This is a genomic window from Prevotella heparinolytica (assembly GCF_004342845.1).
Taxonomy (GTDB): Bacteria; Bacteroidota; Bacteroidia; order Bacteroidales; family Bacteroidaceae; genus Bacteroides; species Bacteroides heparinolyticus.
The window spans coordinates 73,545-87,051 of record NZ_SLXB01000002.1 but is presented as its reverse complement, the minus strand read 5'-3'; the positions used below and the strand labels follow the sequence as shown (position 1 = coordinate 87,051).

Here is a 13,507-nt window from a genome sequence, read left to right as displayed (position 1 = left end):
TCAAAATTCAATTACTTTGAGGTATAACTCATTTAAGAACTGACTTTTCTTAATGCAAATATACACTATTATAGAATATAATTCGCTATATTTGCATTATAAAATCATATCAAAGAATGAAACTGAATAGAATAAAGGCTGTATTATCTGAAAAAGGTATCTCTCAAACATGGTTGGCAAAAAAACTAGACAAGAGTTTCAGTATGGTAAATGCCTATGCTTGTAATCAGATTCAGCCAAATTTGGAAACCTTGCAACAGATTGCGGAGATATTACAAGTCGATTTGAAGGATTTGATAACCGATAAAAAAGAAAGATTACAATAGTATTTAATACGGTTAGGAGGTTCAGGTTTCTTTTGTAACCTGTTGCAGATGTGCCTATGAACTTCCGATAATATACAATATCAAGAACATGACTCCTGAAGAAAAAGCAAGAATAAAGATAGACCAGTGGTTTGCCGATGCTGGTTGGAAAGTAGTCAACAGGGAGGATTATGAACCTACTTGTACAGCTGTAGCCATAAGAGAAGGTTTATTGAAAGGAAATCTTGAAGCAGATTATTTCCTTTTCATTAATGGAAAAGCAGTAGGGGTACTTGAAGCTAAGCGTGAAGAAACAGACGCATTTGCTGAATGTCGATTTTACTACTCATTATTTATCCGTTTATTTCGCCAAATCTGTTTCATCGCGTACCACCACGTACCATGACGTACCAGTGTGTCCACGACCTTTCCGACCTAAAATCGGAGAGTAACAAGCGAGCAACAAATGCGGTACAAAAATGAGCTGAAAAAGCCCTATAAACGATAACCATCGCTTATAAGGCTAAAAAGAAAGGCACTCAAAATGAACGCCTTGATAATCGTTGATGAGATATGCTAATCGTTGGTAATCACCACTTTACTTGCCGATGCAAAAGTTCTCAAAGATATTCTTAAGTACCATATCGTTTGTGACTTCTCCTGCAATGTCGCTCAAGTGGAAGATGCACTCTCGGATATCTTGTGAAATGAAATCTCCGGAAAGATTATCGGTCAGACCTTGCTGAACTCGTTGGATGGCTTCGAGAGCATGGGTTAGGGCCTCGTAGTGGCGGAGGTTTGTGACAATGACATCGTTCTGAGTTACGATCGGCAGATTGGCGGTAGAAACTAACATTTGCTTCAAGGCATCGATATTGGTTTGTTTTTTGGCGGAAATCGCAATGGATTGTATCTTTTCCGGAAAGGGGAGGGTAGAGGAAATGTCCGAAGGGTTTTCTACTAAATCGGCTTTGTTGAATACAAGAATAAGTTGTTTTCCTTCGCAACGAGGGAGTATTTGCAGGGATAGCTGTGATATCTGAGATGCAGTGTCAGTTGCATCAATCATCCATAGAACAATTTCTGCTTGTTCTAGTTTTTGGAAAGTACGTTCGATGCCAATACTTTCAATAGTATCACTTGTTTCGCGGATGCCTGCCGTATCAATGAAGCGGAAAGTGATACCACCAATGTTGACTGTATCTTCTATTACATCGCGTGTCGTTCCGTGGATATCGCTGACAATCGCTTTTTCTTCATTCAACAGTGTGTTCAGTAGTGTGGACTTGCCGGCATTCGTTTCACCTATTATGGCTACGGGGATGCCGTTCTTTATGGCATTCCCCACACTAAAAGAGTGTATCAGGCGGGAAATAACTCTTTCTATGCCGTCGGCCAGTTGGCAGAGCTCGGATCGGTCGGCAAACTCCAGCTCTTCGTGGTCGCTGAAGTCCAATTCCAGTTCTATAAGGGAGGTGAAATGTAATAGCTGATTACGCAATGCGGTAAGTTCTTTACTGAAACCACCTCTCATCTGGTTCATGGCAAGACGATGGGTTGAGGCGGAGGAGGAAGCTATCAGGTCGGCTACAGCTTCTGCTTGACTTAAATCCATTTTGCCATTGAGGAATGCGCGTTGGGTATATTCTCCGGGTTGTGCCATGCGACAACCTTTTTTAATGAGTAGTTGCAGTATCTTTTGCATGATATAGCCGGAACCATGGCAGGTGATTTCGGTGCTATTCTCTCCGGTGTATGAATGTGGAGCACGGAATAAACTGATCAACACTTCGTCGATGATTGTTTCTTCTTCGTGAATACGACCGAAGGTGAGTGTGTATGGTTTACTTTCTTCCAATATCTTGCCGGGGGAGGCAGGGGTGAAGATGAGCGAGGTTATTTCTATTGCTTTCGGTCCGGAAACACGGATGCAACCTATGGCACCTCCTTGGGCGGTGGCTATGGCACAAATAGTATCTTGATTCATTTTGTTCTGTATATTTTACCTTTTGCAAATATAATGTTTTCTTTGCAAAAAAGGTTCGTCTGAAAAGTCCGTTACTTGTTTTATTTTTTCTCCCGACTTATCGTTCCTAAGGTGTGGGCTTATACTTTCCAAAGTGTGGGATTGTGTCTCCTGAAGTGTGGGGAGAACTCCTTTGAAGTGTGGGCATACGTTTCCTAAAGTGTGGGCATACGTTTCCTAAAGTGTGGGGTTACGGCTCGTTAAGTGTGGGCATAGGCTCACTGAAGTGTGGGGCTTAACAAAGAAAGGTCATATCAATACTCCGATGTAGAGTTTGAAATGACCTTTTAGAGGGGTGTGCTATAACGGCTATCGGTTGAATGGAGAGAGGCGTTGAAGCTGAACCAATGCCGTACTTGTTAGATACGATCGAGTACGGTTTTGATGAGCGTATCGATTGTATTCTTGTATCCGGTATTGGCTTCTTTTATCAACCGGTTGGCAATGACCATGCATACGGTCATCGCCTTGTGTCCCATCAGGCGGCTTAGTCCGGCCAGTGCAGAACTCTCCATTTCGAAGTTGGTAATGCGATATCCGTCGTATTCAAATTTTTCAATTTTCTCATTTTGGTGCGGGTCGGCCAATGGAATACGAAGCTCCCGGCCTTGCGGACCGAAGAAGCCTCCGGCGGCAATGGTTACACCGCGCACCATGTCGTCTTGCGCAATACGATTTATCAATTCGGTGTCTGCGTCAATGACATAAGGAGCAGGTGCGCAGATATTGCCCGACCATCCCATATGGTTCAGGAAGGCACGCTCAAAGGGCAGGTCGCAAACAGAGTTGCGTCCGGCATAAAAGTTCAGCAGGCCATCAAAGCCGATGGACTTCTCGGAACATACGAATGTACCTACCGGCGTGTCGGGTTGCAGACCGCCACAGGTGCCGATGCGCACTACTTCAAGCTGACGCAGTTGAGGCTTCTCTTCGCGCGTATGGAAATCGATGTTGGCAAGAGCATCCAATTCGTTCATTACTATGTCGATGTTGTCACAACCGATGCCGGTGGAAACTACGGTAATGCGTTTTCCTTTATAAGTACCGGTCGCGGTTCTGAACTCACGGCTTTCCACTTCGCATTCTTTGTGCTCGAAATGAGAAGCTACTAATGCCACCCGCCCGGGGTCGCCTACCAGGATTACTTTGTCTGCCAGCCATTCCGGCTTTACGTGCAGATGGAAGACTGAACCATCTTCATTGATTATCAGTTCGGAAGAAGCAAAATATTTTTTCATTTTCGTAGATGCTTGAACTTATCTCTTTTAGAGGTTATTTACTTAACGGTTGATTGTTGTTGCCGGTTGCGGGCTTGGCTATATTTTCACGCATGGAAGTGTCGGCTTCGATGTTCTTCATGCGATAATAATCCATGATGCCGAGATTGCCGCTGCGGAATGCTTCGGCCATAGCTTTAGGCACTTCAGCTTCGGCCTCGATTACTTTGGCGCGGGCTTCCTGTGCTTTGGCTTTCATTTCCTGTTCGCTGGCCACTGCCATGGCACGGCGTTCTTCAGCTTTGGCTTGAGCTATGTTCTTGTCAGCATTTGCCTGATCTATTTGCAGGGCGGCACCAATGTTCTTGCCTATATCGATATCGGCTATATCAATAGAAAGAATTTCGAAAGCTGTTCCGGCATCCAGACCTTTGCGCAATACCAATTTGGAAATAGAATCGGGGTTCTCTAATACGGTTTTATGGTTCTCGGACGAGCCAATGGACGATACGATACCTTCGCCTACACGGGCCAAGATGGTGTCTTCTCCGGCTCCACCCACCAATTGGCGGATATTGGCGCGTACAGTGACGCGGGCTTTGGCTATCAATTGGATGCCATCTTTGGCAACGGCAGTTACAGGAGGTGTATCTATCACTTTGGGATTTACTGACATTTGCACAGCTTCAAACACATCACGACCGGCAAGGTCAATGGCAGTGGCCATTTGAAATGGCAACTCAATGTTGGCTTTGGAGGCAGAAACCAATGCATGTACTACTCTTTCCACATGTCCTCCGGCAAGGTAGTGCGCTTCCAATTCGTCTCGGGTGATATCTTTTAAGCCGGCTTTATGCGCTTCGATCATTCCCGGAACAATGATATAGGGAGGAACATTACGAATACGCATCAGGAAAAGCTGCACTAACGAAATGTTGACTCCCGACACCTTGGCAGAAAGCCACAAGAAGAACGGTACGTAGTGGAAGAACAGTACCAGAAAAATAATGCCTCCTATGATAAGAAAGGCGGTCAGATACATTGTGTTTGGATCCATAAGTTATCAAGTATTAAGTGAATATTAGTTTTTTAGCTTTTCAACCATAAGTACCCCGTTCGTAATGCGGTTCACTACGATGGAAGTCTTTTCATCCAGAAAACCGTCGATGGATTTAACTTCTACAATGTCACCGTTGATTTCGGCATAACCGATAAGAGCCAGGCGAGTGGTAGTGACGCCTACGTCGCCCACCTTTACCCGTTCTTCGGCTGTGCGGTCTACTTTGGAAGTGATATCTTTTTTAAGCGAAAGCCTGTCCAATGTTTTTGAACGCATAAATCCGATTAATGAGCCGATGCAGGCCACGGCAGATATGGCCAGTGTTATGAAGCCTGCTGTTGTTCCCATTTGTACAAAGGCATAATAATTGGCAACGACAATGCATCCTCCTGCCAAGAAACCGGCAATACTGATGCCCGGAACAATGAATAGCTCCACTAAAAACAGAATGATAGCTGCAATGACCAATACTGCGATGATTAATATGTCCATGATTCTTTATTTATTTGATGACTTGTTTTTCGGTATTTCTCACTTTGACGATGGCTTGCTCCAATTCTGCCGACAATTGTTGAACCCTTTTCTCCAAATCGAGAATAGCGGCAGACATTCCGTCTTTTTCGTTTTTACCGGCATTGGCATATTCCGAGCGCATCTTTGCCAGCTTTTCCTGTTGCTGCTTGTAGCTTTTTTCCAATAGGACGTATTGGTTGTGCAGGGCTTTGGCCTGCGGAGACCGGAAATCGTCTGACCGGTAATACGTGTTGTTATCGTCAATGATGAACTGGAACTCGTGTTGTTGGGACGTTTTCGGTTTTTCATCGACCGACTTCTGTAATCTTTCCTGAGCAGCCGTAACGGCGTCAGTATTTGTCCATGTGTCTTTTATGGAGTGGATTTGTGCCAATGCAATTATTTTATCCTGTTCCATAGCCTCATAATTGTACACCTGTTTTGAGGTATTAGGGATAAACACATAAATGCAGACTTTATTTTCCGGTTGGTATCTGTCGGAGGCAAACCATCCCAGATTGTTGAATTCGTCTATTACGTACATGTAATCATTATAGGGGGAGTTGAAAGGCATGCCTACATTTTCCGGTGTCAGATAGGAATCCGTATTCGTATTGTATCGTGTGACAAAGATGTCATAGCCCCCCATCGAATGAGAACCGTCCGATGCATAATAGATGGTTATTCCGTCTGTGAGTACGTATGGATAACTCGCATTTATACCTTCATTGATGCTTTCGGGCAGGAGATTGCCGTTGCTCCATGCATCCAGCAGTTTGTTGCGTGAAAGTATGCTGAGCGTGCTGTCCGGTTGCAATTCGCTGTAGTATAGCTTGTTGCCCAACTCTGTTTCATATACGGTTCCTCCTTGTGTGTTGGAGTCTTTGAAGTAACTGTTGTACATGAAAAGTTTGCCTGATTCATGACTGAGCTTGTATGCTTCCAGAAAGTTTTCTTTGTCTACGACGAAACTGTCTACAAAGCAGACCTCCTCCACGCCTTTCAGCATGCGTAAATTGCTTCTGCTCTTTTCCAATAACTTTTCGGCTTCTTGCGTAGGGCGTTTCCTCTTGTTTAAGTCCGAGATATAGGTCTCGTAGGTTGTAACGGCATCTTCATAACGATATAGGTCATTGTATGCCCGTGCTAAATACAGCTGTCCGCCCGGAGTGCGTTTCTTCACGGCTGTTTCCAGATATTTCAAGGCTTCGGCTGCTTCTCCGGTTTCCAGACAGCACACGCCGTACCACAAATTATAGTTGCCGTTTGCCGGTTGTGTCCTTACAAGTTTCTTAAATGCCGGTCTGGCTTTTTCGTATTCTTTCTTTTCATATAGAGCTTTTGCTTCAGCCAAAGTCTGTGCCGAAACTGTTATGTTCAGAAAGCCGAATAGAAAGAAAAATATATATATCTTTTTCATCTTGTAGTCTGCTGAATTTGTTCAGGATTTCAAAAATACAAATTTATCGGGAATAAAGCCTGTTTCCTTAATTCTATTATGTTAATTCTTCTTTAAATCGTTCTTTTCTCTTACTTTTGCAGCCGTTTATTCAACAACCAAAAAACAATCATTGTATTTATGGCGCAATTTTCCGAAGAAGAAAAGCTGCTGCGTCGCATAGAGAAGCGGTTCAGTAAAGGGGTGGTAGAGTATGGCCTGATCGAGGAAGGAGATAAGATACTCATCGGTCTTTCCGGCGGCAAGGACTCTTTGGCATTGGTCGAACTTATGGCCAAGCGTGCTCGGGTGTTCAAGCCGAGGTTCTCTGTCGTTGCTGCTCATGTGGTGATGAAGAATATCCCATATCAGAGTGATGTGGCCTATCTGAAAGAATATGTCGAGTCATGGGGCATACCTTTCGTCCTTTGCGAAACGGAATTCGATGCTTCTACCGATACTCGTAAGTCTCCTTGTTTCCTTTGTTCCTGGAATCGGCGCAAAGCGCTGTTCACTGTGGCCAAAGAGCAGGGATGCAATAAAATAGCATTGGGGCATCACATGGATGACATCTTGGAGACGTTGTTGATGAATGCCACCTATCAAGGAGCATTCAGCACAATGCCTCCCCGGCTTGTCATGAAGAAATTTGATATGACAATCATCCGTCCGATGTGTCTGGTTCATGAAGCAGATTTGATAGAATTGGCAAAGGCCAGAGGCTATCGCAAACAAGTGAAAATTTGTCCTTACGAGTCGCAGTCCAGCCGTAGTACGATGAAAGGCATTCTGAAGCAATTGGAAGCAATGAACCCCGAGGCGCGCTATAGTTTGTGGGGCAGTATGGCGAACGTGCAGGAAGAATTGCTCCCCCAAAAACGAACCACTGATCATTAACCCCTAACCGTTTATGAAAGCATTTTATACCATTCTATTGTTGATCGTATCCAACATTTTTATGACGTTTGCCTGGTATGGCCATTTGAAATTGCAGGAAACAAAAGTTATTTCCAGTTGGCCACTGTATGCTGTCGTCCTGTTTTCATGGGCGATTGCTTTGGCAGAGTATTCCTGTCAAGTGCCGGCCAACCGTATCGGTTTCATGGGAAATGGGGGACCGTTTTCTCTGATGCAGTTGAAAGTGATTCAGGAAGTGATTACTTTGATTATTTTTACTGTATTCACCACAGTCCTTTTCAAGGGAGAAACGTTGCATTGGAATCATTTTGTAGCTTTTATCTGTTTGGTTTTGGCAGTGTATTTCGTGTTCTATAAGTGATTCCGTGGTGTTTTACCCTCGTCGTCTTGTCTCGGCCTTTTTGTGAGAGTGGAAAGAACGCTTGCAGTAACAAAGGTGTATCTATATAAAAAATCTGTTGGCTGTACAGAATAAAAACGTTTGAGGTAAACAGTAAACTTGTTCGATGCTTGGATAAATCTCTGTTCGCACCGTGCGGATACAAAAACGCACACTGCGGACAAATATCCGCAATGTGCGAACGAATATCCGCGCACTGCGAATAAAGGTTCGAGTATAAAACGTGGGGTGATTCCCGTAAGTTGACGTATGTGGGGAAATCAGCAGGAAGAGAGGGAGTACCGAGGCGATGTTACATCAGCGAGAAGCGGTATGCAATAAGGAGAAGCTCCGGTAAGCAACGAAGAGGTTGCTCACATATACTTCTTCATGCCCTTGGTCAGGAACATTTGCAGTTTGCCTTTTTTATCTGCATAGATAAAACATGCGTCAATGTCAGGGTGCATGTCCGCAAAACGCTCCGCTTCTTCCAGCCCCATCACCATGAATGCTGTGGCATAGGCATCTGCGCTCATGCAATCTTTGGCAATGACCGTTGCCGACAAGATATTGTGCTGTACGGGATAGCCGGTACGCGGGTCGATGGTATGTGCATATTTTTTCCCGTCTTTGTAATAGTAGTTACGGTAGTTTCCGGAAGTGGCTATGCCCAAGTTCGTGACTTTCAAGATGGTTTGCAATTCTTGGTTTACTGCTAACGAATCGTCTACGGGTTTGTTTATGCCGATGCGCCAAAGCCCGTCCTGCGGATTCTTTCCACGGACAACCACTTCTCCTCCGATATCTACCATGAAGTTGCCGATTCCTTTTTTTTCTAATAGATGTGCTACGACGTCTACGGCATAACCTTTGGCCACGGCACTACACGAAAGCATGATACGTGGGTCTTGCTTCACCACTTTTCCTTTTGTGGATATTTGCACTTTATTATATCCTGTAATTTCCAGCAGACTGTCTATCACGACAAAGTCGGGGAATGCTCCTTTCTTGAATCCAAATCCCCATGCATTGGCCAATGGAGCAATGGTGATGTCGAAAGCGCCGTTGGTCTCTTTGGATATTTCCATGCTGCGATGAAATACGTTGATAAAAAAACTGTCGGCAATGATGTCTTCGTTTCGGTTGATACGGGTGATGATTGCCGTATCGTTGAAGGGTGAAAGCGAACCGTCGAAGCGTTTAAGTTCTGCTTCTATCTCCTCTTTCAGGCTTCTGTCATGTTGATAGGTCACCTTATATATTGTACCGAATATCAGTCCGCTGTCGGTCTGATAGGGGATTGGGCGGTTGTGGCGTGCCAATATCCAGATGGTGCCTAATAAGAGCAAGGCAATCCATAAGAAATTTCGTTGTACTCTTTTGTCCATTGTCGTAGTTGTTTGAAAAGAACTCTTTAAGTGAAAAACAAATGCTCAATCAGAATCTTGGCACCGATGGCGATAAGAATAAAACCACCGAAAAGCTCGGCGCGCAGCTTGCGGGCTATGCCGCAACCAAAACGGATGCCAAACATCAAACCCACCATCGACAGGATGAACGATACAAAACCTATGATGCTGATGGATGGTAGCAGTGTCTGGAAACTTTTGATATCCAGCAGAGCGAACGAGATGCCTACCGCCAAAGCATCGATACTTGTTGCCAAGGCCAATGTCAACACAACTTTCAGGCGGGTGGGGTCATATTCTTGCCTGCAATCTTCATCCTTAAAAGATTCTATCACCATTCTTCCTCCCAGAAAAAACAAGATGCCGAAAGCAATCCAATGATCTACACTCTCTATCAGATGGCTGAAAAAACCGGTTCCCATCCAGCCGAGCAGTGGCATAAGTGCCTGAAAGAAGCCGAAGAAGAATGCCATGATCAGCATGGGCTTCGGTCGGGTGCGTTTCAATATTATTCCACTGGCTATAGAAACGGCAAAGCAATCCATTGCAAGTCCTATAGCCAGTAGCCAGATATCTAATCCTGTCATAAATCTTAAAGAGGCAATTTATAAGTTATCGTATAAGATACTCCCATTGTGCTGGAACCGTATTTCCCAAAACCCGGCACATACCATGGATCACCATGTTCATCGGGTGTGGTAGATAATTTGAATTTGAAGCGTAAGGACCATCCCATATAGAAGGCCTTCCATATATGAGCCTTGATACCTACGCATAATTCCGCCCATTGCATGGCGCTTTTCATGTCTTTATGCACATAAGGGTGGCTACCTCCCCAGATATTATCTTCCAAGTTCGGGTTACCCACTGTGCCGCCATATACAGGGTCGTCCAGTTGTGCTGCTGCTATGTCGTATTTGAAGCTACTTGCACCATAACGCAAGCCTACAAGCAGCATGTGCCCATGTTTTTTCTTGTACAGTGCATTATAGTCCATTCCTATGCGAAGGTAGGGAGAAGAACTTTTATAATGTATCCCTTTCTCGCTCCAAGAATCGGTGCTTCCATACCCAAGTTCGAGAATGGGGAAAAAGCGGTTTTTCAGATTGATGTCCACTGATACTTCGGAACTCAGGAAGTCGCCTCCAAGGGCAGCACTGCCGAACCCCCATAGTTCAACCCCCATAGATACACCGTTGTAGAGTGGATATACAGCTTCTTCTTTTTTATCCTTTTTCTCTTTCCGAGGCGCTTTACCTTTAGAGGATGCCGGTGCATTCTGCGCCCATAGCGGAAAGACTGTCAGCAGGCAGAGTACAAGGCTAATAGAATAATTTAAGATTTTCCTTTCCATATATGCCTGCTTCATTATTTGCTATAAAGATCGAGTCGAGAGAAGTACGGGTATAATGCACGCTTGTGATGGCTTGTTTCATCTGGTAACCACAATCCATTGACAAGAAATAGGGGGTATTGGTATGGCGGATGACCACGGTATCCCTTTTTGTTTTGCTGTATTTGAATATCAGTTTGGTGGAATCGACCGTATATCTTAATGGCAACGAAATATCGTGTACTTTCTTTTGATTATTGATGATGATAGAGTCTGTTCCATAAGCAGTTACTGTAAGGGAATCAAGCGTGTCGTTTTGTGCTATTTGGGTATCCTTGTCTATCTTATATAGATAGCATTGCACCATGCTGCGTGCTGCCATGGAGCAATCGGCTTCTTCCGAGCAGGAAAGCACTATGCCAAGTAAAGGACATAGGATACCACCGAGTATTATAAATCTGACTAGATTTTTCATCGTTAAATTGTTTTTTCTATTTGATACTTGTTGCGTTCGGGTGCATTGCGTGAAATCAGTTCTCCGAGAAATCCTGCTACAAAAAGTTGGGTGCCGATAATCATCAATGTCAGCGACAGGAAGAAGTAGGGAGAGTCTGTCACTAGGCGGTAGGGCATGCCGTTGTGCATATAATACAGCTTACTGGCACCTACAATGATGACGGCAATGAATCCAAAGATAAACATCAACGAACCTAGCAAGCCGAAGAAGTGCATCGGTTTTATTCCAAACGTAGAGAGGAACCAAAGAGAAAGCAAATCCAGATATCCGTTTATGAAACGATTCAGTCCGAATTTGGTCTTTCCATATTTTCTTGCCTGATGGTGTACCACCTTCTCGCCGATTTTCCGGAAACCAGCATTTTTGGCCAAATAGGGGATATAGCGATGCATTTCACCATATACTTCTATGTTCTTTACTACATCCTTGCGGTATGCTTTCAATCCACAATTAAAGTCGTGCAGGTTCTTGATGCCTGATACGCTGCGGGCAGTGGCGTTGAAAAGTTTGGTAGGTAGCGTTTTCGACAGCGGGTCGTAGCGCTTTTGTTTCCAGCCGGATACAAGGTCATATCCTTCTTCCGTGATCATCCGGTAGAGTTCGGGTATTTCGTCCGGACTGTCTTGCAAGTCTGCATCCATCGTTATTACTACATCGCCCAATGCTTGCTCGAAGCCACAAAACAGTGCCGGAGACTTTCCGTAGTTACGGCGGAACTTAATGCCTCTTACTCTGTCCGGTGCTTGTGCCTGTAATTGTTCTATCACTTGCCACGAGTGGTCGGTGCTTCCATCGTTCACAAAAATCACCTCATACGAAAAACCGTTGGCTTTCATCACCCGTTCAATCCATGCGAACAATTCCGGAAGGGATTCCTCCTCATTGTATAGAGGTACGACAACTGAAATATCCATTTTTCTTTATTTTGATATTAACAATTTACGGTTGAGGCAGCATTACTGCTTAGGTTTCACTCTCATCTTCTCTATTTGTCTCCTCTCTTCCGTCTCATCACGAATAAAGAAGTGGGAAGAGCCAATATCGATCCTATAAAGACATTCCATGACACCAACTGCATCGTGATGTCTATAGGCGTAAGTAGTCGGGCAGCCTCTAATGCTTCCCGGTATGTAGCGATATACTCGTCCATTCCCGGCGCATTGCTTTGTGCAAGTGCGTCAATCACTGTCTCGCAGGCAGTGATGATATAACCATGATCAATGAAACGGAAATAGATATAATGCGCCACGGCAGTAAGTAGGGCGGCGAACATGTACATGAAAACGGTAAATACCCATGCATGTAGAAAACTGATGCTCCCTCCACACGCCACATTGCGATACATCCGTACATAGTAGTACCCCATGAAAGGGACGCAGAACGTAAGCCCCATGAAGAGAAGGGCTAAAAAGGGAACTGTCAATCCTATGGGAAAGAGTATGAATTTCAATATCCAATACATTCCTATATAGGTACCGAATAGCATTGCATATCTCTGCATGTGTCCTTTATTCTCTGTCATTCTTTTTAGAAATAATATGCAAAGGTATAAATATAGTTGGATTCGAAAGCAAGCGAATGTGTAGTTTTTTAATAAATTAGAGGATTGGGGTAGGGACGAAAAAAAAGAAAGCAGCCGACACTTTCGTATCACCTGCTTTCTTTTGAGCCTCTTGTCGGATTCGAACCAACGACCCCGAGATTACAAATCACGTGCTCTGGCCAACTGAGCTAAAGAGGCGGGTGGGTAAGCTTACTATATCGCGCCGCTACAACCAACTACCTTTGCTGCGATCAAGCCCTGGAGGATTCGAAGGGAGCTGGCCGTATAGGACTTACCCGTTTTGCGGTTGCAAAGGTACGCCTTTTTTTGAAATGAGCAATAGGCTTCGAGCGTTTTTTGCATTTATTTTTCGGAAAAGGGCTTTCCTGGGGAGGTAGGGTCGAGAACATATTTGCTTCTTATCTTTTTCTTGTCATCTCCGTAACTATAATATATCCGGGTTCGGGATAAGAAGCAGGACGATAACCTCACACGGATACTTGTATTTTAAAGTAGAATCCCATTGGTTAACAGATGTTTACTCCTGCCCTGTCAGACACAAGTGTCTGACGGCTCAAACACCAGTGTCTGTCACGTCAGGAACTTGTGTCTGTCGGCTTGGACACTTGTGTCTGTCATGACAAAGGCTTGCAGCTGTCAAACAGGGGGCGCTCGACGTAAAAGGCTCTCTTCTCTTCTGCCTGACCATTGTAAACCGGTGCATTCAAGAAATATCCGCCCGATAGGATGCAGCCCCTCATCTTTAGAAGAAAAGAAACCGTCTATCCCGAATTCTGGTATAATGTTATATGTACGGAGTAGCTACGGAGTTAGTATACCTCGGACACG

At 44.4% G+C, this 13,507-nt stretch carries 14 protein-coding genes, 1 tRNA gene and 1 pseudogene; 4 read left to right on the top strand and 12 right to left on the bottom strand.

The features are described 5' to 3' along the window. Positions 1–116: 116 nt before the first annotated feature. Both EV202_RS01860 and EV202_RS01855 read left to right on the top strand, forming a co-directional pair. Positions 117–326 (top strand): helix-turn-helix domain-containing protein, encoded by a 210-nt coding sequence (locus tag EV202_RS01860; protein ID WP_131925048.1) that lies wholly within the window; start codon positions 117–119, stop codon positions 324–326. Between the two features lie 88 nt (positions 327–414). Then, positions 415–633, top strand: a pseudogene (locus EV202_RS01855) (hypothetical protein); the annotation flags it as partial. Between the two features lie 270 nt (positions 634–903). On the opposite strand, the gene mnmE reads toward EV202_RS01855, so the two are convergent. The 5 genes from mnmE to EV202_RS01830 form a co-directional block, all read right to left on the bottom strand. Beyond that, positions 904–2,292 carry a tRNA uridine-5-carboxymethylaminomethyl(34) synthesis GTPase MnmE gene (mnmE, locus tag EV202_RS01850; protein WP_131925045.1) on the bottom strand — a complete coding sequence of 463 codons (1,389 nt, stop codon included), beginning with the start codon at positions 2,290–2,292 and terminating at the stop codon, positions 904–906. Between the two features lie 398 nt (positions 2,293–2,690). Further along, the gene (locus tag EV202_RS01845; protein ID WP_106068620.1) at positions 2,691–3,569 is read right to left on the bottom strand and encodes a nucleoside phosphorylase; all 879 of its coding nucleotides are present in this window, start codon (positions 3,567–3,569) and stop codon (positions 2,691–2,693) included. A gap of 34 nt (positions 3,570–3,603) precedes the next feature. Beyond that, the gene (gene floA / locus EV202_RS01840; RefSeq protein ID WP_106068621.1) at positions 3,604–4,605 is read right to left on the bottom strand and encodes a flotillin-like protein FloA; all 1,002 of its coding nucleotides are present in this window, start codon (positions 4,603–4,605) and stop codon (positions 3,604–3,606) included. A gap of 24 nt (positions 4,606–4,629) precedes the next feature. Beyond that, the gene (locus tag EV202_RS01835; RefSeq protein WP_106068622.1) at positions 4,630–5,100 is read right to left on the bottom strand and encodes an NfeD family protein; all 471 of its coding nucleotides are present in this window, start codon (positions 5,098–5,100) and stop codon (positions 4,630–4,632) included. A gap of 10 nt (positions 5,101–5,110) precedes the next feature. Beyond that, positions 5,111–6,541 (bottom strand): tetratricopeptide repeat protein, encoded by a 1,431-nt coding sequence (locus EV202_RS01830; RefSeq protein WP_131925043.1) that lies wholly within the window; start codon positions 6,539–6,541, stop codon positions 5,111–5,113. Between the two features lie 159 nt (positions 6,542–6,700). Here EV202_RS01830 and EV202_RS01825 point away from each other — a divergent pair, with 159 nt between their 5' ends. Together EV202_RS01825 and EV202_RS01820 are read left to right on the top strand one after the other, a co-directional pair. After that, a complete protein-coding gene (locus EV202_RS01825; protein ID WP_131925040.1) occupies positions 6,701–7,456 on the top strand; it encodes an ATP-binding protein in 756 nt (251 codons plus the stop codon). 13 nt (positions 7,457–7,469) lie between these two features. Then, on the top strand, positions 7,470–7,838 hold the full coding sequence (locus EV202_RS01820) for a DMT family protein (protein WP_131925037.1): 369 nt from the start codon (positions 7,470–7,472) through the stop codon (positions 7,836–7,838). Positions 7,839–8,230: 392 nt separating this feature from the next. Here the strand turns inward: EV202_RS01820 and EV202_RS01815 are convergent, their stop codons facing one another. From EV202_RS01815 to EV202_RS01785, 7 genes are all read right to left on the bottom strand, one after another. Further along, positions 8,231–9,244, bottom strand: coding sequence for an FAD:protein FMN transferase (locus EV202_RS01815; protein ID WP_131925035.1), 1,014 nt, complete (start codon positions 9,242–9,244; stop codon positions 8,231–8,233). 26 nt (positions 9,245–9,270) lie between these two features. Further along, on the bottom strand, positions 9,271–9,852 hold the full coding sequence (locus tag EV202_RS01810) for a manganese efflux pump MntP (protein WP_106068627.1): 582 nt from the start codon (positions 9,850–9,852) through the stop codon (positions 9,271–9,273). A gap of 5 nt (positions 9,853–9,857) precedes the next feature. Continuing rightward, on the bottom strand, positions 9,858–10,619 hold the full coding sequence (locus EV202_RS01805; RefSeq protein ID WP_131925032.1) for a DUF6048 family protein: 762 nt from the start codon (positions 10,617–10,619) through the stop codon (positions 9,858–9,860). Then, positions 10,588–11,073: a DUF6452 family protein gene (locus tag EV202_RS01800; protein ID WP_106068629.1), complete on the bottom strand. Its 486-nt coding sequence runs from the start codon at positions 11,071–11,073 to the stop codon at positions 10,588–10,590. The genes EV202_RS01805 and EV202_RS01800 overlap by 32 nt, the downstream gene beginning before the upstream one ends. A 2-nt stretch (positions 11,074–11,075) precedes the next feature. Continuing rightward, positions 11,076–12,029, bottom strand: a complete 954-nt coding sequence (locus EV202_RS01795) for a glycosyltransferase family 2 protein (protein WP_106068630.1) — start codon at positions 12,027–12,029, stop codon at positions 11,076–11,078. Between the two features lie 71 nt (positions 12,030–12,100). Then, positions 12,101–12,637 (bottom strand): DUF4199 domain-containing protein, encoded by a 537-nt coding sequence (locus EV202_RS01790; protein WP_131752932.1) that lies wholly within the window; start codon positions 12,635–12,637, stop codon positions 12,101–12,103. 145 nt (positions 12,638–12,782) lie between these two features. Continuing rightward, positions 12,783–12,856: transfer RNA gene (locus EV202_RS01785), tRNA-Thr, on the bottom strand. Positions 12,857–13,507: the final 651 nt, after the last annotated feature.

Excerpts from the sequence above, each read along its gene's own strand:
- EV202_RS01815 (WP_131925035.1), bottom strand. The coding sequence starts at position 9,244 with ATGGACAAAAGAGTACAACGAAATTTCTTATGGATTGCCTTGCTCTTA.
- EV202_RS01810 (WP_106068627.1), bottom strand. The coding sequence starts at position 9,852 with ATGACAGGATTAGATATCTGGCTACTGGCTATAGGACTTGCAATGGAT.
- EV202_RS01805 (WP_131925032.1), bottom strand. The coding sequence starts at position 10,619 with ATGGAAAGGAAAATCTTAAATTATTCTATTAGCCTTGTACTCTGCCTG.
- mnmE (WP_131925045.1), bottom strand. The coding sequence starts at position 2,292 with ATGAATCAAGATACTATTTGTGCCATAGCCACCGCCCAAGGAGGTGCC.
- EV202_RS01795 (WP_106068630.1), bottom strand. The coding sequence starts at position 12,029 with ATGGATATTTCAGTTGTCGTACCTCTATACAATGAGGAGGAATCCCTT.
- EV202_RS01790 (WP_131752932.1), bottom strand. The coding sequence starts at position 12,637 with ATGACAGAGAATAAAGGACACATGCAGAGATATGCAATGCTATTCGGT.
- EV202_RS01860 (WP_131925048.1), top strand. The coding sequence starts at position 117 with ATGAAACTGAATAGAATAAAGGCTGTATTATCTGAAAAAGGTATCTCT.
- EV202_RS01825 (WP_131925040.1), top strand. The coding sequence starts at position 6,701 with ATGGCGCAATTTTCCGAAGAAGAAAAGCTGCTGCGTCGCATAGAGAAG.
- EV202_RS01820 (WP_131925037.1), top strand. The coding sequence starts at position 7,470 with ATGAAAGCATTTTATACCATTCTATTGTTGATCGTATCCAACATTTTT.
- EV202_RS01800 (WP_106068629.1), bottom strand. The coding sequence starts at position 11,073 with ATGAAAAATCTAGTCAGATTTATAATACTCGGTGGTATCCTATGTCCT.
- floA (WP_106068621.1), bottom strand. The coding sequence starts at position 4,605 with ATGGATCCAAACACAATGTATCTGACCGCCTTTCTTATCATAGGAGGC.
- EV202_RS01830 (WP_131925043.1), bottom strand. The coding sequence starts at position 6,541 with ATGAAAAAGATATATATATTTTTCTTTCTATTCGGCTTTCTGAACATA.
- EV202_RS01845 (WP_106068620.1), bottom strand. The coding sequence starts at position 3,569 with ATGAAAAAATATTTTGCTTCTTCCGAACTGATAATCAATGAAGATGGT.
- EV202_RS01835 (WP_106068622.1), bottom strand. The coding sequence starts at position 5,100 with ATGGACATATTAATCATCGCAGTATTGGTCATTGCAGCTATCATTCTG.